Origin of the sequence: Palleronia aestuarii, assembly GCF_003253995.1 — a bacterium.
GTDB lineage: Bacteria > Pseudomonadota > Alphaproteobacteria > Rhodobacterales > Rhodobacteraceae > Palleronia > Palleronia aestuarii.
This window is the reverse complement of record NZ_QKZL01000012.1, coordinates 53383-72521: the sequence shown is the minus strand read 5'-3', so window position 1 is coordinate 72521 and position 19139 is coordinate 53383. Positions and strand designations below refer to the sequence as shown.

Here is a 19139-nt window from a genome sequence, read left to right as displayed (position 1 = left end):
CGTGTCTCCGTCATTCGGGGGGAAGGAAACCCGCGGCGCGGGCGCAGCGCCGCGGGCATGACCGGATCACTCCTCGGCGGGATAGGCCCACCGCATGTCCTGCCCGTTGCCCACGGGCGAGAAGCGGATGCCCTCGACGCTGTCGGCATAGGGCCCATACCACTTGGTATTGTAGATCCAGATCCCCGCGGCATCGTCGTAGACGATCTGCCCCGCCTCCTTGTAGAGCCGGTCCCGCTCCTCCTGGTCGGTGGTCAGGAGTGCTTCTTCCAGCCGCTTGTCCACCTCCGCGTTGTGGTAATCCGAGACGTTGCGCGTCGGCGCGTAGCGCGAGCCGTACTGCTCCCCGATCCAGTTGTTCGGGTCGGCGTAGTAGGTGCTCTTCCAGTAAGGGACCATGTCGGGCATCGTCTCGGGATTGCGCATGTTGGACGAGATCACCGGCCAGGGTGCGCTCGCGATCTCCACGTCGATGCCGAGCTGCGCAAGGCCGTTCTGCATCAGTGCCGCGGCCTGCTCGGTCTCCGCAAAGCCTGCGAGCGTGCCGATGTTCAGCGTACGGATATCGTCGCCATGCTCGGCCTTGTATGCGTCAAGATATTCCTGCGCCTTCTCGAGGTCGAACTCGTAGCCCGCCACGTCCGGTACGCCCCAGAGGTTGCCGGGAACGATCGTGGGATTGCGCACGACCGTGCCCTGCATGATCGCGTTGATGTAGCCCTCGTAGTCGAAGGCATGGTTCATCGCCATGCGGAAGTTCAGGTCGTCGAGCGGCGGGCGCCCGTTATGCATGGCGATGTGATAGACGCGCATCGACTCTTCCTCGAGGATCTGAACGTCCTCGTCGGAACGAAGCCGCTTCACCTGGTCGGGGGCGAGATAACCGTCGAGGCCCTGGTAATCGCCGCGCATCAATCCCTGGATACGGGTATTGGTCTCCAGCACGGTGCGGAACTCGATCTCGTCGTAATACCGCTCGCCCCAGCCCGCGAAATGATCCGCGTTGCGTTCCCCTATGAAGCCGATCGCGGGATCGTAGCGCTGGAGGATGTAGGAGCCGGAGCCCGCGACGTTGTCGGTGAGATAGGCCTGCCCCCAATCGTCGTCGACCTCGTTCTCCTTCAAGAGCGCCGAATTGACGACGAGGATGTCCGGAACGAGGGAGGCGAAGATGGCCGAGGGCTCCTTGAGCGTGAAGGAGACGGTGTGCTCGTCCACCGCCTGCGTGGCGCCCGGCTCGAGCATTGGCTGGAAGAGCGCGCCCGCGCCGCTCGCGAGTGCCAGCATCCGCTCCATCGAATAGACCACGTCCTCGGCGGTCATCATCGTGCCGTCGTGGAAGGCCACGTCGTCGCGCAGGGTAAAGGTCCAGGTCAGACCGTCCTCGGAGACGGTATGCTCCGTCGCGAGCCACGGAATGAGTTCGGGCGGGTTGTCCACCCAGCGATAGAGCCCATCGTAGAAATTGAGCCGGGTCGCGACGCGGGCGACGTCGAAGACCGTATGCGGATCGAGCGTGTCGTAGGCGGAATTGTTTGCGTGGACGTAGCGCGACTGCGCCTCGACTGCCGCGGGGACGCCCAAGGCGAGGGCGGAGGCGAACGCGATGGCCGTGTATCTCATATCTGTCTCCACTGTCGGGGTTGTTATCTTCTTATTGGACGCGGGCGGCGGACGCCCGCACCTCTCTCAAGCCGCTCCGGCCGCATGGGCGACGATGTCGGCATGGGTCGCGAACCAGCATTCGTCCGTCTCCTTCATGCGCCGCACGAGCTCCTCGAGGATCCAGATCCGCGAGCGGTAGCCGATCATGTGGGGATGCATCGTGAGCTGGAAGATGCCCCCTTCGTCACGTGCCGCCTCGAACTCGCGCCAGAAGATGTCGAGCACGGCCGCAGGCGGGGTATAGGGGCGCAGCGCGGAATACCGGTTCATGTTGAAGTAGACCGCGTCGTCGCGGATCCATTCCACCGGCAGCTCCACCACGCCCGTATCGGCCCCGTCGAGCAGCAGGCGGTAGCAATCGACATCCGCCATGAGAGAGCTGTCGTAGAGAAGCCCCATGTCGCGCGTGATCTCGAGCGTGGTGTGGGAGAAATCCCAGGACGGCGTGCGGATACCCACGGGACGCGCGCCGCAGATCCGTTCTAGCGTGTCGGCGGAGCGCATCTGCAGATCCCGTTCCGCCTCGGGCGGCAGGACGGAGTTGCGCTCGTGGATCCAGCCATGGATGCCGACCTCGTGGCCCTTGTCGACGAAGGACCGCGCCTCGTCGGGATAGAGCATCGCGACGACCGCGGGGACGTAGAAGCTCGCGGGAATTCCGTGACGGTCGAGAATGTCGAGGATGCGCGGGATGCCTTGGCGGTTGCCGTACTGGCCCCGGCTCATCGCGCCGATGGAGTGGCCGCCATCGCGCAACTCGTTGGTCTCGTGATCCACGTCGAACGAAAGCGCGACGGCGCACCGCTTTCCCTCCGGCCAGGAGTCGGGGCGGAGGGCGGCGCCGGCACGCACGCGGTCGACCTTGCCGCGCCAGATCGCCTCGTCCCATTGCCAGGGTTCCTGTTCTGTGCTCATCGGGCTCTCCTTCAGGGAAACGGGTGTCCGGTGACGGGCAGGACCTGCCCGGTGATGAAGCCCGCCTGCCGGGAGGCGAGGAACAGGCAGGCATGGGCGATATCCTCGGCCGTGCCGAGACGGCGGAGCGCGATCCCCTCGACGAGCCGGCGCTGGCCCTCGGGACCGTAGCCCTCCCATTGCCGCTCGTAATCGGGGCTCGTGCGCAGGAAGCCCGGCGCCACTGAATTGACGGTGATCCCGTGCGGTCCGAATTCCAGCGCCAGCTGGCGCGTCAGGCCCACGAGCGCGTGCTTGGACGCGCAATAGGCCTGGATGCCAGTGAGGCTCGGCCTCAATCCCGCGCCTGAAGTGATCGTGACGATCCGCCCTTCTCCCCGCGCCTTCATTCCCGGCGCGAGCGCGCGCGCGAGGTTGAGAGCGCCGGTGACGTTGGCATCGAAGATCGCCTGCCATTCGTCGTCCTCGACCTCCTCGAGCGGCTTTGGTCGCTGCCCGCGCACGCCCCCCGCGGCATGGATCAGGACGCCGATCCCGCGATCCGCGCAGAGCGCCTCCACCGCGCCGCGATCCGCGAGATCGAGGGAGGCGGTCTCGAGCGCGCCGCCCGGATGGATGCGCGCGAGTTCGTCGAGCCCCGCCGCATCGATATCGAGGGCGAGCACCCGCGCGCCGGCCGCGAGCGCGCCTCCGACGATCGCCGCCCCGATGCCGCGGGCGGCGCCGGTGACGAGGACATCGCCCGGGATCAGGTCTAGGCGCATCATTCCGCCGCGTCCCGGCTGGGGGCGTACTCGGGCAGATGCTCCGCGAGTTGCGGCATCGCGGCCACCGCCAGGGCGATCGCCGCCTCCACGTCGCGACCGTCGCCGCTCCGTTGCCGCTCGGACAGCTGTGCGACATGGGCGAAGACCCTGCGCTTGACGTAGTGGCGCCAGGGCACCGGCACGCGCGCGAGGGCCGTGGAAAGGGCCGCGTAATTCGCATCGGTCCAGATCGCCTCGAACGCCATGCGGCCCGCGTTGTAGGTGTAGGTCGAGGGCGGCGACATCCTCGCGGTCCGTGCCATCTTCTCCCGTTGATGATCGGTTGCGTTGAGGTCGATGCGCCCGTCGGGTTCGAGGACGACCCCGTATCGGAGCGACGCTTCCTCGATGGAAACGGCGCCCCGCGCCACGTCGCGGGCCACGAGGACGGCGTCGCGCTCGTGGGCGAAGCCCCAGCCTGCCCCGCCGCCCGAGGTCAGGTTGATGATCTCCCCCGGCTCGAGCCGCACGACGTCGGTATTGCCGAGATCGGTCCGGATTCCGTCGGGGGCGATCTTGGTGAAGGTCGAGGGCGCGCCCGCACCGCCCCCCTGCCCGCCCCAGGCCGCGAAGACGGTGCGGTCGCGGTTGCGCGCCGTCACCACCGTGTCCGGCGCGAAGATCTCGAGCTCGAGCTCGGTCGCAAGCCCGCCCCGCGCCAGTCCCGCGCCGCCGCTATCCTGAACGAGGCCGTAGCGGCGAATGCGGATCGGCACCTCGACCTCGTTGATCTCCACGGGCGTGTTCTTGAGAAAGCCACTGTTGGCCCCCGACCCGTCCGTGCCGTCGCCGCGCGCGGAGCCGCCGGCGCCGCCCACCACCGGGTCGATGGAGGCCATGGCCATCCGGCCCGTGGCGATGTCGAAGGTCTTGACGTTGACGATGCCGCCGCCCCCCGCGGCCCCCACCGGCAGACGGTCGGGGGCGGCGGCGTGAAACGCGCCCATCAGCACGCCCTGAAGCCGCCCGCAGGTCAGCGACCGCATCCCCACAGCCGCCGGGTGGACCGGGTTGAGCACGCTGCCCTCCGGCACGATGCATTCCGCGGGGCGCAGCAGCCCGCCATTGAGCGGGATCGACGGGTCGAGCGTGTAGAGGCAGTAATTCCACCCTACCATCAGCAGGATATGGCGCGAATTGCCGCCGGTCGGCATGTTGAGCGCCGATTGAAGCTGCGGATCGGACCCGGTGAAGTCGAGTTCCGCCCCGTCGCCGCGGATCCGAAGCGCAAGCTCGAGCCGCACCGGCACGCCGCCCGGCGCATCCTCGTCGAGGTAGTCGACGAAGCGGTATTCCCCGTCGGGCAGGCGGGAGAGCACGTCGCGCGATCTCGCCTCGCCGGTATCGAGCAGGTCCTCGATCCCGGCCTCCACGACCTCGACGCCGAACTTGGCGATCATCTCGTGCATCTTCGCCTCGCCGGTATTGACCGCCGCGATCTGCGCGTTGAGATCGCCGCGGTTCTGCTCCGGCATCCGCACGTTGAGAAGCATCGTCTCGAGAAGCTGCTCGTTCATTACCCCGCGGCTCACGAGTTTCGTCGGACGGAAACGGATTCCCTCCTGGTGAACCTCGGTATTGGCGCGCGAGAGGCTCGCGGGCACGGCACCGCCCATGTCGGTGTTGTGGATGTGGCCCACCGCGAAGGCCACGATCCGCCCCTCCCAGAAGATCGGCTTCCAGATATGCATGTCGGGCGTATGCGTGCAGACGTACCCGCTATAGGGGTCGTTGGTGACGCAGATGTCGCCCTCCTCGTAATCCTCGATCGCGCCGATCACGCCCGCGTAATCGAGCCCGATGAACCAGGTCGCGCCGAGGTCGCGGGGGCTCGCGAAGGTCATGCCGGCGGGCGTGGTGAGACCGGTGGTGAAATCCTCCGTCTCCTTCACGAAGGTCGAATGCGCGGTGCGGAAGAGCGTGTAGGCCATGCTCTCGGCGACCGCCTGGGCGTGGTTCTCGAGCACGCGCAACGTGACGGGATCAGTGCGCATCGGGACGCTCCCTTGTCAGGATCAGGTTTCCGAACGTGTCGACGCGGCCCGAGAAGCCCGGCGGCACGATCACCGTCGTGTCGTCCTGCGCCACGACGCAGGGACATTCGAAGCGCGCCCCGGCGGTGAGCGCATCGCGGCGGTAGAACGCGATCTCGCGCCGCGCGCCGTCGAGATGGACGGAAAGGGCACGGTCCGGTGCCACATCACGCACTACTTCCCCGGATCGCGGCAGGGGCGGACGCGGGGCGTGGCCCGTCACGATCATGTTGACCGCGATGATCTGGATCGGTGCCTCGGGGTCGGCATGGCCGTAGAGGCGATGATGCTCCGCATGGAACGCCGCCGCCAGCGGGCCCGGATCGCCTGCCTCGAGCGCGGCGGCGTCGAGGGGCACGTCGATCTCGAAGCTCTGCCCGCGGTAGCGCATCTCCGCGACCGCCTGATAGACCGCCTCGCCCTCGTGGCGCTGTTCCTCCACGATCCAGTGCCGCGCGGTTTCGGCGAGCCGTTTCACGCAGGCGGCGAGATCGCCCATGTTCTCGGATGCGAGGTCGTAATAGGCGACCGCGGTGAAATCGTTGCGCACCTCCGCCGTGAGACCGCCGAGCGCCGAGAGGACACCCGGCGCGGGCGGCACGATCACCTCCGCCATGCCGAGCTCGCGGGCGAGGAACCCCGCGAGCATCGGCCCGCCGCCGCCGAAGGCGAGAAGGGAGAAGTCGCGCACGTCGACCCCGCGTCGCGAGCAGAGCTTGCTCACCTCGCGGTACATGCCCGATACGGCGACGCCCACGATCCCCTCCGCCGTCTCCTCGACACTGCGTCCGAGCCCTTCGGCGAGCGGTGCGATCGCGGCCCGCGCCCGGTCCGCGTCGAGCGCGACCATCCCGTAGCCGAGCGCGCCCAGATCGATGAGGCCGGAGGCCACGAAGGCGTCGGTGATCGTGGCCTGCGTCCCGCCGCGCCCATAGGCGGCGGGCCCCGGCTGCGAGCCCGCACTGTCGGGACCGACGGCGAGAAGGCCCGCCGCGTCGAGGCGCGCGATGGAGCCGCCCCCCTCCCCGATCGAGGTGACGGAGACGGTGGGCACGTAGATCGGAAAATCCCCCACCGTCTCGGCCGAGCCGAAGCCGGGGCGGCCGTCGCGGATGATCGCCACGTCGGCGCTCGTCCCGCCTACGTCGAGAGAGAGCACGCGGCCCGCGCCGCATTCCTCCGCCACATAGGCCGCGCCCATCACGCCCGCGGCGGTCCCCGACAGCAGCATCTCCACGCAGGCGGACTTGCCGAGTTCGGCCGACATGATCCCGCCGTTCGACTTCGTCACCATCGGCGCAGCCTTGACGCCGATCCCCCCGAGCGCCTCCTGCAGCGCGCCGAGATAGGAGGAGACGCGCGGCTGTACGTAGCCGTGGATGACGGCGGTCGACGTGCGCTCGTATTCCCGGATGATCGGCCGGATCCGGTGCGAGCAGAAGACGTGCAGATCGGGAAACGCCTCCGCGAGGATCTCCGCCGCCTTCGCCTCGTGGTCGGGATTGCGGTAGGCGTGGAGGAACGACAGCACGACCCCTTCGGCCCCCCGCGCCAGCGCCGCCTCCGCCGCCGCGATCACGCTGTCGCGGTCGAGGGGCGTCACGATCCCGCCCTGCGCGTCCAGCCGCTCGCGCACGCCGAAGACGAGATCGCGGGTGACGAGCGGCTCCGGCCGGGCGGAAAGGAGATCGTAGGGATCGGGCATCTTAAGCCGCGCGAGCTCCAGCACGTCGACGAAGTTCTCCGTCGTGAAGAGCGCGAGCCGGATCCCCTTGCGCATGATGAGCGCGTTGACCCCGACGGTCGTGCCGTGGGTGAAATAGGAGATGTCGGAGGGTGCGATTCCCAGCCGCTCGTGCAGCGCGCCGAGCCCGTCGATGACCTCCTGCCCCGGGCGGTCGGGCGTGGTCAGCACCTTGACCGTGCCGATCTCCCCCGTCGCCTCGTCGACGGCGCAGAAATCCGCGAAGGTCCCTCCGATATCGACCCCGACCCTGTAGCTCATCGCTCGCCTCTCCGGTTATTCATGCCTGGCTCCCCGCCCGTCCCAGGCGCTGGCTGATCTGTGCCGCGGTCTCGAGGGCCGCATCGCGCATCTCGTCGGAACGCTCCCGGTAACGCTGCGCCACGGTCGCGATGTCGACAACGGCGACGACGTTGCCCTTCGCGTCGCGGATCGGCGCGGCGATCCCGCAGCCACCTTCCGCGAACTCCTCCTCGATCGTGCCGTAGCCCGCCTCGCGGATCCGGGCGAGCTCCGCCCGGAGCGCCGCCTCGCCCGTCACGCTGCGCGCGGTGAATGCATGCAGTTCCGTCCGCGCGAAATAGGCGTCGACCGCGTCGGGCTCGGAATGGGCGAGGAGGACGCGCCCCATCACCGTCGCATAGGCGGGCAGCCGCGACTGCTCCGCTGCGTCGTAGCGGATCGGCCGTTCGCTCACCGCCTTGCAGACCAGCGTGACGTCGAGATCGGGGCGCTGCACGCAGACGAAGACCGTCTCGCCGATCCGGTCGCGGGTGGCGGCGATGATCGGCGCGGCGACGGCCTGTAGCCGCGCGCGGAACCCGCCGATCCAGTTAAACCCGTCCCGCAGCCCGTCGACCATCCGGTACCGGTCCGCCTCGTCCCGCATCACGTAGCCGCGACTGACGAGCGTTCCCATCAGCCCATGCAGGCTGCTCTTCGGGATCGACAGCTCACGGGCGAGATCGGCAAAGCGCATCGGCGCCGCCCGCGTCGAAAGGACTTCGAGGATGTCGAGAACACGAACTGCCGATTTGATGTTGTTCATATATGAGAACTACGTTTCCATACAGGAATGATCTACAACCCTTCCCTCAAGTCAACCCCCCGGATGGGCAGCACGCGGTCGATCTGAACGAAGAGCCGTCAGGCGGGCACGGAATGCCTGCGAAGCATGCATCGTCGACCCGGATCCGGGCGACGGGCGTCTATCGGTGCAGGCGAAGTCGGATACGGCCGTCCGTCACGGATTGGACGATGGCTGCCTTGGTTCAGGCGAGCATCTGCGTATCGGCGCAGACGGAAATCGCCTGGCCCGAGATAGTTCGACCCCGTGGGCTGGCGAGGAACAGGATCTGGTCCGCGATCTCCTCGGGCTGCACGTAGCTGCGAAGCCCGGTATAGGAGAGCGCGTCGCCTTCGACCTCCGCGAAGGACCGCCCCTGGCGCTGCGCCTTGGCTTCGAGCACTCGTCGCTGCCGTTCGCCCGCGACGAGGCCCGGCAGGATCGCGTTGGCCCTGATCCCGTCGGGGCCAAGCTCGAGCGACAGAGATTTCGTGAACCCGATCACGCCCCATTTCGCCGCCGCATAGGGCGTTCTGAGCGCAAAACCGAGCCGTCCCGCGAGCGAGGAGATATTGGCGATCGAGGCATTGTCGCTTTGCTTCAGCGCAGGGACCGCATGGCGCGTGCAATGAAACTGCGACGTGAGACAGATTCGGAGGCACGCCTCCCAATCGGCGGGATCGATCTCGTCCACGGGCCCGGTCGGACCGGCCGTGCCCGCATTGTTGACGAGCGTATCGAGGCCGCCAAGCACATCGATCGCCCGCTCCATGAAACCGGCCACGGCCTCCGCGTTGCCCATGTCGGCCGAAAATCCCGTCACGTCGTCCGGCAGGGTCGAAAGGGCCGTCTCGTCGATGTCGCAGGTCACGACACGCGCACCTTCGGCCCTGAACGCCTCGACGATGGCGCGACCGATCCCGGCCGCTCCCGCCGTCACGATCACCCTGTGGCCCTGCAATCCGAGATCCATCATGCGCTCCTCAATGTCGGGGATTTCTCGAGATCGGCCGCCGCCAGGATGAGTTCGGACGCCTCGGTGATGTCACGCGCGACCGCGGCTTCCGCTTCGGCGCCGTCGCGTGCCTCGAGCGCCGCGCAGAGGGCGGCGTGGTTGCGGCGCGAATGATGCGGCCGCGCACCGCCCGGTGCCGCCTCCCCCACGCCGATGTCGAAATTGATGATCGGACCGGCGCGAAGCCACAGGACCGAGATCACGTCGAGCAGGGCCTTCGACCCCGCCGCGCGATAGACCGCGAAATGCAGATCCTTGTTCGCCGCCACGGCCAGGGCTGTCCCATAGGCGCTGTCGAGCACCTCGTCGAAGCGGCGGGTGAGATGAGAAATCTCGGCGATCTCCGCATCGCTTGCCCGCGTCGCGGCCAGATGCGCGGCGCAGCCCTCGTTCAGGACGCGGATCCGGGTGAGGTCGCGGAACGCCTCGGCCGAGAGCATCGGCACTCGCACCGCGCGCTTCGGCATCACCTCGAGCGCGCCGCTCGCCGCGAGCCGTCCGACCGCCTCGCGCACCGGCATGATGGAGACCCCAATCCGCTCGGCAAGCTCGCGCAGCGACAGCCTGTCGAGCGGGCTCAACTGCCCCGACAGGAGCATGTCGCCAAGCGCCGCATGAACCTGGTCCGAGAGCGTCACGCGGGTCGCGGGCTGCAGGATGTCGAGCTTGCGGGTCATCGTTGAGACAAGTCTTGACACACACCCCCGCCCGCGACAACTGTGATCTCACATCACAGATCGACAATCCGGGGGGAGACGGCCAGTGGCCGAGCCGGACGTTCGAAGGGAGGGGACACCATGAAGACAAGGACGAACCGCAGGCTTTTCCTGCAGGGCGGAACGGCCGGGCTTGCCCTGGGTCTCGCCGCGCCGACCTATCTCCGCGCCCAGTCGGGTCCGCTGAAGATCGGGCACCTGACGCCGCTCACGGGCTTTCTCGGACCGCTCGGGGAATACGGGCAGATGGGCGTCGACCTCGCTCTCGAGGAGATCAACGCGAATGGCGGCGTCGGTGGCCGACAGATCGAGCTTTTGAAGGAGGACAGCGTCAACGCGCAGACGGCCTCAACCAAGGCCGAGCGGATGTTCGAGCGCGACGGGGTGGAGATGATCCTGGGCGAAATTTCGTCCGCATCCTGCCTGACGATCAGCCAAGTCGCGGCCCGCTACGGCAAGCTCTTCGTGAATACGGGCGGCAATTCGGACGCGCTTCGCGGGTCGGATTGCAACCGCTACATGTTCCATGTCGAGACCGAGAACGCGATGTACGTCAACGCGGAGGGGCGGTACTTTCAGAACGAGGGCCTCGTCGACGGCAAGGACTGGTACACGCTCAACGCAGATTACGCTTTCGGCCACGACCTGCTGCGCGCCGCCAAGAGCTTCCTCGAGGCCAACGGGGGCAATATCGTGGCCGAGGAGATGGTACCCACGGACGCCACCGACTTTTCCTCGTATCTCCTGAAGATCCGGCAGGTGGAGCCGGATGTCGTCGCGCTGAACCTCGCGGGCACGCAGATCACCAACTTCTTCAAGCAGTACGGCGAGTTCGGCCTCGACTTCACGCTCGGGGGCTTCGGCTTCGACACGGTGGCCGCCTGGGCCGCGGGGGCGCGGAACTTCCGCGGCACCTGGCCCAATGTCTGGAACCACCTTGTCGATACCGAGGAATCGAAGTCGTTCACCAAGACCTTCACCGACAAATACGGCAAGCCGCCGGAGAACCAGGCCTGGGGCGATTACAATGCCCTGAAGATCGTGGCGCAGGGGATCGATGCGATCGGCGGCGCCAACGGCGACGAGCTCATCGCCTATTTCGAGAGCGACGAGGCCAAGTTCGACGTGCAGAAGACGCGGCAGGCCTATTTCAGGCCCGAGGATCACCAGCTGATCCAGGAGATCTATGCGATCACCGCGCTCGATCCCGACGCGGTCGAGAACGAATGGGACATCTTCACCACGTCGGGACCGATCCCCGGCGAGGACCAGCCGCTCGACGTGCTCGCGCAGAGTACCGAGGGCGCCTGCACCTTCTCCAGCTGACCGGGGCGCGGACGCACGGGTCGGCCGTGCGTCCCGTCCACCTGCGGGAGGATCCGCGCAGATGTATATCGAACTCTTCCTGACGCAGGTTCTGAACGGGCTTCTCGACGGGGTCTACTATCTCCTCATCGCGCTCGGCCTGTCGCTGATCTTCTCGCTCGGCGGGATCATCAACCTCGCGCATGGCGCCTTTTTCGCGATCGGCGCCTATGCCGCGATCCTGATCACGCCCTATACGGGCTATTTCGGCGCGCTGATCCTCGCGCCGCTCCTCGTCGCGGGCCTCGGGATGATCGTCGAGCGGACGCTCTTCACGCGGTTCTACCGCATCGACCCGCTCTATTCGCTGCTACTGACCTTCGGGCTCGCCATGGTGATCGAGCAGGGGCTGCGCTGGATCTTCGGGGCCGCGCCGCTCTCCTACGCGATGCCCGACATCCTCAGGGGACAGGTCTTCCTGGGCGACTTCATCTATTCGCGCTACCGCGTCTTCCTCATCGCCGTGGCGATCGTCGCGGTCGCGGCGCTCTGGGTGCTGCTCAATCGTAGCGCGTTCGGGCGGATCGTGCGGGCGGGCGTGCAGAATCCCGACATCGTCGGATCGCTCGGCATCTCGCTGCGCCCCTATCTCTCGATCGTTGCGGGGATCGGGATCGGGCTCGCGGGGCTCGCGGGCGTGCTCCTCGCGCCGATCTACTCCGTCCATCCCGCGATGGGGGCGGAGGTTATCGTGCCGGCCTTCGTCGTCGTGGTGATCGGCGGCCTCGGCTCCTTCTGGGGGGTCATCCTCGCGGCGCTCCTCGTCGGTCTGACGAAGGGCGTGCTCATCGGGGTCGGCCTTTCCGCCTATTCTACGGCCGCGATCTACCTCCTGATGTTCCTCGTCCTCCTCGCGCGCCCGCGCGGACTGCTGGGCGAGCGCATCCTGCGCTTCGAGTGAGCGGCCATGACCGATAGTCCCACGACCGGGTACGACGCGGCGCAGACCCGGCGTTTCGCCCTCCTCCACCCCCTTCTCCTCGCGGGCGCGGGGCTCGTCGCGCTGCCCTTCGTTCTGATCGCGGCGGGGCTCACCTATACTTCCGCCACCGAGGTCGTGGTCTTCGCCGTCGCCTGCATGGGCCTCAACGTGCTCGCCGGCCAGACGGGCCTCGTCTCCTTCGGTCACGGCGCCTGGTTCGGGCTCGGCGCCTATGCCGCGGGGCTCATTTCACTCGCGATGGGCGGCGGATTCTGGCTGCCGATCCTCGGGATGCTGGTCCTGACCGGGATCGTCGCGTCGGTCTTCGGTGCGCTCATCCTCCGGCGGCGGGGGGTCTACTTCTCGCTCCTGACGCTCGCGCTCGCCGCGATGGGTTTCGCCATCGCCTATCGCTGGACCGAGGTCACGGGCGGCGAGAACGGTCTCGGAGGGATCGCGCGTCCCGCCTTCCTCGGGCTCGATTTCGAGATGTCGGCCCCCTATTACTGGCTCGTCGCCGTCCTCGCGATGGGAGTGCTCGGGCTCCTCTGGCGCTTCGTCAACTCGCCGCTCGGCACCGTGCTCCTCGCCATTCGCGAGAACGAGGAGCGGACGCGGTTCCTGGGCTACCGCGTCGATCGCTACAAGCTCGCGGCCTTCATCGTCTCCGCGATGATCACGGCCTTCGCGGGCGCGCTCCTGCTCTACAAGAATCGCATGACGTCGGCGGAGCCGATGTCGGTGATCTTCTCGGGCGAGCTTCTCGCCATGGTCGTGATCGGAGGGATGCGCGGCTTTCTCGGGCCCTGCATCGGCGCGCTCTTCTACATCCTCTTCCGCGAATACCTGTCGATCTACACCGACAACTGGCTTCTCTGGTTCGGTCTCGTCTTCATGGGCTTCGTGCTCTTCGCCCGCGAGGGGCTGGTGGGGCTCCCGGGCCAGATCCGGCGCGCGCTCCGGCCGGACCCGGAAAGCGGCGCGGCAATGGCAGGTCGCCGGGCGGAGACGACGCCCCTGCCCGATTTCCTGAAGCCCCGCGATCATCGCGACGGCGCCATCCTGGAGGCCGACGGTCTCGCGAAGTCCTTTGGCGGTCTGCGCGCCGTGGACGACGTCTCGCTCCGCGTGGCCGACCGGAGCCTTCATGCGCTCATCGGGCCGAACGGGGCGGGCAAGACCACCGCCTTCAACCTCATGTCGGGCCTCCATGCCCCCGATGCGGGCGCCGTGCGCCTCGGCGGTCAGCCACTTTCGGGACGCACGCCGGAAGAGATCGCCGCGGCGGGTGTCGGGCGGTCGTTCCAGATCACCAACCTTTTCCCTGAACTCACCGTGCGCGAGAATGTCCGCATCGCGGTCCAGTCGAACGACCCGGCGCGCATGCATCCGCTCCGCCGCGCCCGCGACCTCGAGGAGGTCAACGAGCGCACCGAGGCGGTGATGGCCTATATGGGCCTCGCCGGGATGGGCGAGGCGCGGGCCGACGCCCTCTCCTACGGCGGGCAGAGGCTGCTCGATCTGGGGATCGCGCTCGCGGCAGGGCCGCGGATCCTGCTCGCCGACGAACCGCTTGCCGGTCTTTCCGCGGCGGAGCGGGAACGGGTGGGACGGCTCATCAAGTCGCTCTCCTCCGACATCCCGATCCTCCTCGTCGAGCACGACATCGACCGGGTCTTCGAACTCGCCGACCGCGTCACCGTGATGAACGAGGGGCGGGTCCTGCTCGATGGAAGCGTGGACGAGGCCCGCACGAGTTCGGAGGTGCAGGAGATCTACATCGGCTCGGGCGCCGACAGCCTCTCGGCCACGCCGCGTGCCTCCGCCGCTCGCGACGCGGCGCTGATCTCGCTTCGGGACGTGAACGTGAGCTACGGCAAGAGCCACATCCTGAACGACGTCACCTTCGACGTACACGAGAACGAGATCCTAGCGCTCCTGGGCCGCAACGGCGCGGGCAAGTCCACGCTCCTGAAGGCGCTCATCGGCATCGCGCCCGTGGGGTCGGGCGAGATCCGCATGGACGGCGCCGATCTCGCGGGCCTTCCCGCCGCGGAGATGGCGCGCCGCGGGATCAGCTATGTCCCGCAGGGCCGCGGCCTCTTCGCGGGGATGAGCGTGGGACAGAACCTTGAGCTCGGACGGCTGAAGCGGCGCAACGGGACCGGCGTGCACTGGGACGACGACCGGATTTTCGAATACTTCCCGCGCCTGAAGGATCGGATCGACACGCCGGCCGACTACCTGTCGGGCGGCGAGCAGCAAATGGCCGCCGTCGCGCGCGCTCTCTCGGGGGATACGCGGCTCCTGCTCCTCGACGAGCCGTTCGAGGGTCTGGCACCCGCGATCGTCGAACAGCTCTTCGAGAGCTTCGACGCGCTGCGGCAGGAGATCTCGCTCATCATCGTCGATCACAACCTCGACCTCGCGCTGTCGCTGTCGGACCGGACCGTGGCGCTCGAACGCGGCGCCGTGATCCACGAGGGACCCTCGCGCGACCTCGCCGAGGATATCGAACTGCGTAGAAAGGTGCTCTGGCTATGAACGACACGGCAACGGGCGGACGCATCGCCATCATCGGAGCCGGACTGATCGGACGGTCCTGGACCGCGCTCTTCGCCCGCGCCGGTCTCGACGTGCAGATCTGGGATCCCGACGAGAAGGTCCGCGCCGACTTTCCCTCCGCGTTCGCGGCGCTCGCACGAGGCCTCGCCGCGGAAGGGATGATGGACGATCCCGAGGGCGCCGCCGCGCGGGTGACGGTCGCCCGGACGCTGGAGGAGGCCGTCGCGGGCGCGGGCTTCGTCCAGGAGAACGGGCCCGAGGACCGGGAGGTGAAGATCGACCTCTTCACCCGGATCGACCGTGCCGCCGAGGAGGATGCCGTCCTCGCCTCCTCCACCTCCGCCATCGTGCCCTCCCTCTTCACGGAGGCGCTGCCGGGGCGGCATCGCTGCCTCGTGGGTCACCCCGTCAATCCGCCCCATCTCATCCCCGTGGTCGAGCTCTGCCCCGCCCCCTGGACCGACGATGCGACGATGGACCGGGCGGAGGCGCTCTACGCGCGGATCGGGCAGAGCCCCGTCAGGATGACCCGCGAACTCGACGGGTTCGTGCTCAACCGCTTGCAGGGCGCGCTCCTCGCGGAGGCGATGCGTCTCCTGGGCGACGGCATCGTCTCCGTCGAGGGGCTCGACGCGACGATCCGCGACGGACTTGGGCTACGCTGGGTCCTGATGGGGCCGATCGAGACGATCGACCTGAACGCACCGGGCGGGATCGAGGATTACATGGCGCGTTATGCGGGCTTCTACCGCCGACTCGCCGGCGATCCCGCGGGCCCCGAGGTCTACGATCTCGACCGGGCTGCGCGGATCGCCGAGAGCTGGCCGCAGGAGCGCGGTCCGGAGGCGATCCGGGCCCGGCAGGACCGGCGCGACCTCCGCCTGGCCGCGCTGCGCCGACATCTGCACAACGCCGGAAACCAATAGGAAAGTTCATGGCCAAACCCCGCAAAGTCATCGTCACCTGCGCCGTCACGGGCGCGATCCACACGCCGTCGATGTCGAAGGCGCTTCCCGTGACCGCCTCGGAGATCGCGGAGGCCGCCATCGGGGCGGCGGAGGCCGGGGCGGCGATCGTCCACCTCCATGCCCGCAATCCGGAAGACGGCCGCCCCGACCAGTCGCCGGAGGCGTTCGCGCCGTTCCTCGGCGTCATCAAGCAGCGCTCCGACTGCGTGGTGAACATCACCACCGGCGGCGCGCCGACGATGCCGATCGAGGAGCGCGTCCGCCCCGCGGCGACCTATCAGCCCGAGGTCGCCTCGCTCAACATGGGGTCGATGAACTTCGGCCTCTTCCAGATGCTCAAGCGCTTTCCCGATCTCGAGCATCAATGGGAGCGCGACTATGTCGGCAACAAGGACATCCTGTTCTCGAACACCTTCGGACAGGTCGAGCATATCCTGACGACGCTCGGGCCGAACGGGACGCGGTTCGAGTTCGAGTGCTACGACACCTCGCATCTCTATAATCTGAGATACTTCGCGGATCAGGGCCTGGTCGAGCCGCCCTTCTTCATCCAGACGGTCTTCGGCCTCATGGGCGGCATCGGTCCGCATCCCGAGGACGTGCAGCACATGAAGCGCACCGCCGACCGGCTCTTCGGCGACACCTACCGCTGGTCCGTCCTCGGCGCAGGGCGCAACCAGATGCCGATCGCCGCGATCGCGGCCGCCATGGGGGGCAATGTCCGCGTCGGTCTGGAGGATTCGCTTTGGTGCGGCCCGGGCCGGATGGCGACCTCGAACGCCGAGCAGGTCCAGCAGGTCCGCAAGATCATCGAGGGGCTCGGCCTCGAACTCGCGACACCCGACGAAGCGCGCGAAATGCTGTCGCTGAAAGGCGCCGACCGGGTGGCGTTCTAGCCAATCGAGCGCCGCGCCCCCGTGAAGGGGCCGGCGCGCGGCCCGACGATCTGCGCAATCCTCCACGGCAGACGCGCCGCGGCCCCGGTCGAGGCGGCGGCCTTTCCCGTGCCAGGCGGGGTCTTCGCGAATAGGAAGCCCAGTGAACCGCTACGCCTCGGCGTTATTCCGCAGGCGAAGTTGCTTTAAGGAATTTTCTTGTTGCTTAAAGTAACCGTCCTCGCCTAGCCTCCTCTTGTCAGGCCGATCCGGCTGGTTCGGTGACCGAGGAGGACCCGAAATGACCCGAGCGATCTACATCAACCTGCCCGTCGAGGACGTGGCCCGGGCGACCGCCTTCTACGAGGCCGTGGGGTTCGAGAAGAACGATGCGTTCTCCAATGCGCAGGCCTCCGCGATGCGCTGGTCGGAGGCGATCAGCGTCATGCTCCTCGACCGTCCCTTCTATGCGACGTTCACCGAGAAGACGATCATCGACGCCAGGACGCAGAGCGGTGCACTGCTCTGCCTCACCTTCGACGGCAAGGCCGAGGTCGACGACATCCACCGTCGGGCCGTCGCCGCCGGAGGGCGCAATGTACGAGAGATCAAGGATCAGGGTTTCATGTATGGCGGCGCCTTCGAGGACCCCGACGGGCATATCTGGGAGACGCTCTCGATGAACCCCGAGGCGGGCGATCCCGCATCGGTCGATGCCAAGTGATCCTGTCCTCACGGTCTTCCGCGCCTCCCCCGACGGGGGACGCGGCCTTGCCCGCGACATGCCCGTCCGCTGGGCCCTCGAGGAAGTGGGACGGAGCTACGATGAGGAGCGGGTGAGCCTCGCGGAGTTGAAGGCCTCGGCGCATCGCGCCCGCCATCCGTTCGGTCAGATCCCGACGTTCCGACGTGGCGACCTCATGCTTTTCGAGTCAGGCGCCATCGTCCTCTCCATCGCGCGGCGCGACCCGGGCCTCCTGCCGACGGACGAGACGGCGGCGGAGCGGGTGGTGTCCTGGATGTTCGCCGCCCTCACCACGATCGAGCCGCCGATCGTGGAACGCGAGCAGGCGGGATATCTCGAACGGGACCGTCCGTGGTTCGCGGCGCGACAGGCGCTTCTCGACGAACGCATCCGTCTGCGCCTGGGAGAACTCGCCGCGGCGCTCGGTCAGCGCGCCTGGCTCGAGGGCGAGTTCAGCGCCGCCGATCTTATCATGATTACAGTGCTGCGAAGGCTCGAGGGGACCGATCTCGCCTCGGAATACCGGACTCTCGCCGATTACGTCGCTCGCGGAACCGCCCGCCCGGCCTACCTCCGCGCCTTCCGTGCCCAGAAAGCGGCCTTTGACGAAAGCCATGAGGAGGTTCCCCATGCCCATTGATCCCGATGCCGCGATCACCCTCACCGCTTTCGACTGGGTCCCCGACTTCGCCAGGGGACAGGTCCGCGATCTGCGCGTCCGCTGGGCCCTTGAAGAGGTAGGGCAGTCCTATGCCGTCCGCCTGCTGCCGCTGGGAAGCCAGAAAGCGGCGGCGCACCGGGCGATCCAGCCCTTCGGACAGATCCCGACCTTCGAGGAGGGGGATCTCACCCTCTTCGAATCCGGCGCCATCGTCTGGCACGTGGCGGAACGGTTCCACGGCCTGATGCCCCAGGATCCGACCGCCCGCGCCAGGTCCCTCGAATGGCTCTTTGCCGCGCTGAATACGATCGAGCCGCCGATCACGGACTATTCCATCTGTACGATCTTCGAGGCGGGCGAGAGCTGGTCGGCGCCGCGCCGCCGCGCGGTCGAGGCCCGGATCGCAGAACGTCTAGGGGAAGCGTCGGCGCGGCTCGGCGATGCCGCGTGGTTCGCTGGTACGTTCGCGGCGGGCGATCTGATGATGGTCTCCGTGCTCCGAGCCCTCGAGGGGACCGGACTTCTCGATCCCTATCCGAACCTGGTGGACTACGTGGCCCGCGGGACCGGCCGCCCGGCTTTCGAACGCGCCCTCGCCGATCAGTTGGCGGGCTTCACGGGCAGTCCGCCGCCCGGTTTCGACGAATGGCTGGCAGAGATGGAAGCGAAGAAAGGAGACCTCGCATGAGTTACGTCGCCGGATTCCTCACCCCCGTCCCGAATGACAGGAAAGAGGAATACATTGAGAGCGCCCGCAAATCCTGGCCGATCTTTAAGGATTACGGCGCCCTGCATCATATGGAGGCCTGGGGCGACGAGGTGCCCGACGGCACCCGGACCGACTTCAAGCGCGCCGTGGACCTCAAGCCGGACGAGACCGTCTGCTTTGCCTGGATCATCTGGCCCGACAAGGAGGCATACGACAGGTGCGGCGCGTCCATGCAGAGCGATCCCCGGTGGCAGGACATGGACATGCCCTTCGACGGCAAGCGCATGATGTGGGGCGGCTTCGCGCCGATCTTCGAGGAGAAGGCGTGAGAGGACCGGATCGGCTGTCCCGCGCTGGCAAGGCCATCGG

17 protein-coding genes are annotated in these 19139 nt (G+C 67.7%); 9 read left to right on the top strand and 8 right to left on the bottom strand.

Annotation, left to right across the window (positions count from 1 at the left end; genetic code table 11):
* Positions 1–66 precede the first annotated feature (66 nt).
* The 8 genes from LX81_RS13650 to LX81_RS13615 form a co-directional block, all read right to left on the bottom strand.
* Complete coding sequence (locus LX81_RS13650; RefSeq protein ID WP_111537880.1) at positions 67–1623, bottom strand: ABC transporter substrate-binding protein; 1557 nt, start codon at positions 1621–1623, stop codon at positions 67–69.
* Positions 1624–1689: 66 nt separating this feature from the next.
* A complete protein-coding gene (locus tag LX81_RS13645) occupies positions 1690–2580 on the bottom strand; it encodes a polysaccharide deacetylase family protein (RefSeq protein ID WP_111537879.1) in 891 nt (296 codons plus the stop codon).
* An 11-nt stretch (positions 2581–2591) separates the two neighbouring features.
* Complete coding sequence (locus tag LX81_RS13640; protein WP_234822612.1) at positions 2592–3347, bottom strand: SDR family NAD(P)-dependent oxidoreductase; 756 nt, start codon at positions 3345–3347, stop codon at positions 2592–2594.
* Positions 3344–5380 carry a hydantoinase B/oxoprolinase family protein gene (locus tag LX81_RS13635; protein WP_111537878.1) on the bottom strand — a complete coding sequence of 679 codons (2037 nt, stop codon included), beginning with the start codon at positions 5378–5380 and terminating at the stop codon, positions 3344–3346. Before LX81_RS13635 ends, LX81_RS13640 begins: the two co-directional genes overlap by 4 nt.
* Entirely contained in the window at positions 5370–7424 is a 2055-nt protein-coding gene (locus tag LX81_RS13630) for a hydantoinase/oxoprolinase family protein (protein ID WP_111537877.1), read from the bottom strand. Before LX81_RS13630 ends, LX81_RS13635 begins: the two co-directional genes overlap by 11 nt.
* Before the next feature lie 19 nt (positions 7425–7443).
* Positions 7444–8211: an IclR family transcriptional regulator gene (locus tag LX81_RS13625; RefSeq protein WP_111537876.1), complete on the bottom strand. Its 768-nt coding sequence runs from the start codon at positions 8209–8211 to the stop codon at positions 7444–7446.
* Between the two features lie 223 nt (positions 8212–8434).
* Entirely contained in the window at positions 8435–9202 is a 768-nt protein-coding gene (locus tag LX81_RS13620) for an SDR family oxidoreductase (protein WP_111537875.1), read from the bottom strand.
* Positions 9202–9921: a GntR family transcriptional regulator gene (locus LX81_RS13615; RefSeq protein WP_111537874.1), complete on the bottom strand. Its 720-nt coding sequence runs from the start codon at positions 9919–9921 to the stop codon at positions 9202–9204. Before LX81_RS13615 ends, LX81_RS13620 begins: the two co-directional genes overlap by 1 nt.
* Positions 9922–10041: 120 nt before the next feature.
* Between LX81_RS13615 and LX81_RS13610 the strand changes: the two genes are divergently transcribed.
* The 9 genes from LX81_RS13610 to LX81_RS13570 all read left to right on the top strand — a co-directional run bounded on the left by LX81_RS13610 (position 10042) and on the right by LX81_RS13570 (position 19099).
* The gene (locus LX81_RS13610; RefSeq protein WP_111537873.1) at positions 10042–11286 is read left to right on the top strand and encodes an ABC transporter substrate-binding protein; all 1245 of its coding nucleotides are present in this window, start codon (positions 10042–10044) and stop codon (positions 11284–11286) included.
* Positions 11287–11347: 61 nt separating this feature from the next.
* Complete coding sequence (locus tag LX81_RS13605; RefSeq protein WP_111537872.1) at positions 11348–12226, top strand: branched-chain amino acid ABC transporter permease; 879 nt, start codon at positions 11348–11350, stop codon at positions 12224–12226.
* A 6-nt stretch (positions 12227–12232) separates the two neighbouring features.
* Positions 12233–14791: a branched-chain amino acid ABC transporter ATP-binding protein/permease gene (locus LX81_RS13600; RefSeq protein ID WP_111537871.1), complete on the top strand. Its 2559-nt coding sequence runs from the start codon at positions 12233–12235 to the stop codon at positions 14789–14791.
* Positions 14788–15738, top strand: coding sequence for a 3-hydroxyacyl-CoA dehydrogenase (locus tag LX81_RS13595; RefSeq protein WP_111537870.1), 951 nt, complete (start codon positions 14788–14790; stop codon positions 15736–15738). Before LX81_RS13600 ends, LX81_RS13595 begins: the two co-directional genes overlap by 4 nt.
* Before the next feature lie 8 nt (positions 15739–15746).
* Positions 15747–16676, top strand: coding sequence for a 3,5-dioxohexanoate:acetyl-CoA acetone transferase (gene kce / locus LX81_RS13590; protein WP_111537869.1), 930 nt, complete (start codon positions 15747–15749; stop codon positions 16674–16676).
* 280 nt (positions 16677–16956) lie between these two features.
* The gene (locus tag LX81_RS13585; protein ID WP_111537868.1) at positions 16957–17379 is read left to right on the top strand and encodes a VOC family protein; all 423 of its coding nucleotides are present in this window, start codon (positions 16957–16959) and stop codon (positions 17377–17379) included.
* Positions 17369–18040: a glutathione S-transferase family protein gene (locus tag LX81_RS13580; RefSeq protein ID WP_111537867.1), complete on the top strand. Its 672-nt coding sequence runs from the start codon at positions 17369–17371 to the stop codon at positions 18038–18040. Before LX81_RS13585 ends, LX81_RS13580 begins: the two co-directional genes overlap by 11 nt.
* Positions 18030–18749 carry a glutathione S-transferase family protein gene (locus tag LX81_RS13575; protein ID WP_111537866.1) on the top strand — a complete coding sequence of 240 codons (720 nt, stop codon included), beginning with the start codon at positions 18030–18032 and terminating at the stop codon, positions 18747–18749. The genes LX81_RS13580 and LX81_RS13575 overlap by 11 nt, the downstream gene beginning before the upstream one ends.
* A complete protein-coding gene (locus LX81_RS13570) occupies positions 18746–19099 on the top strand; it encodes a DUF1428 domain-containing protein (protein WP_111537865.1) in 354 nt (117 codons plus the stop codon). Before LX81_RS13575 ends, LX81_RS13570 begins: the two co-directional genes overlap by 4 nt.
* The last annotated feature ends 40 nt before the right edge of the window (positions 19100–19139 follow it).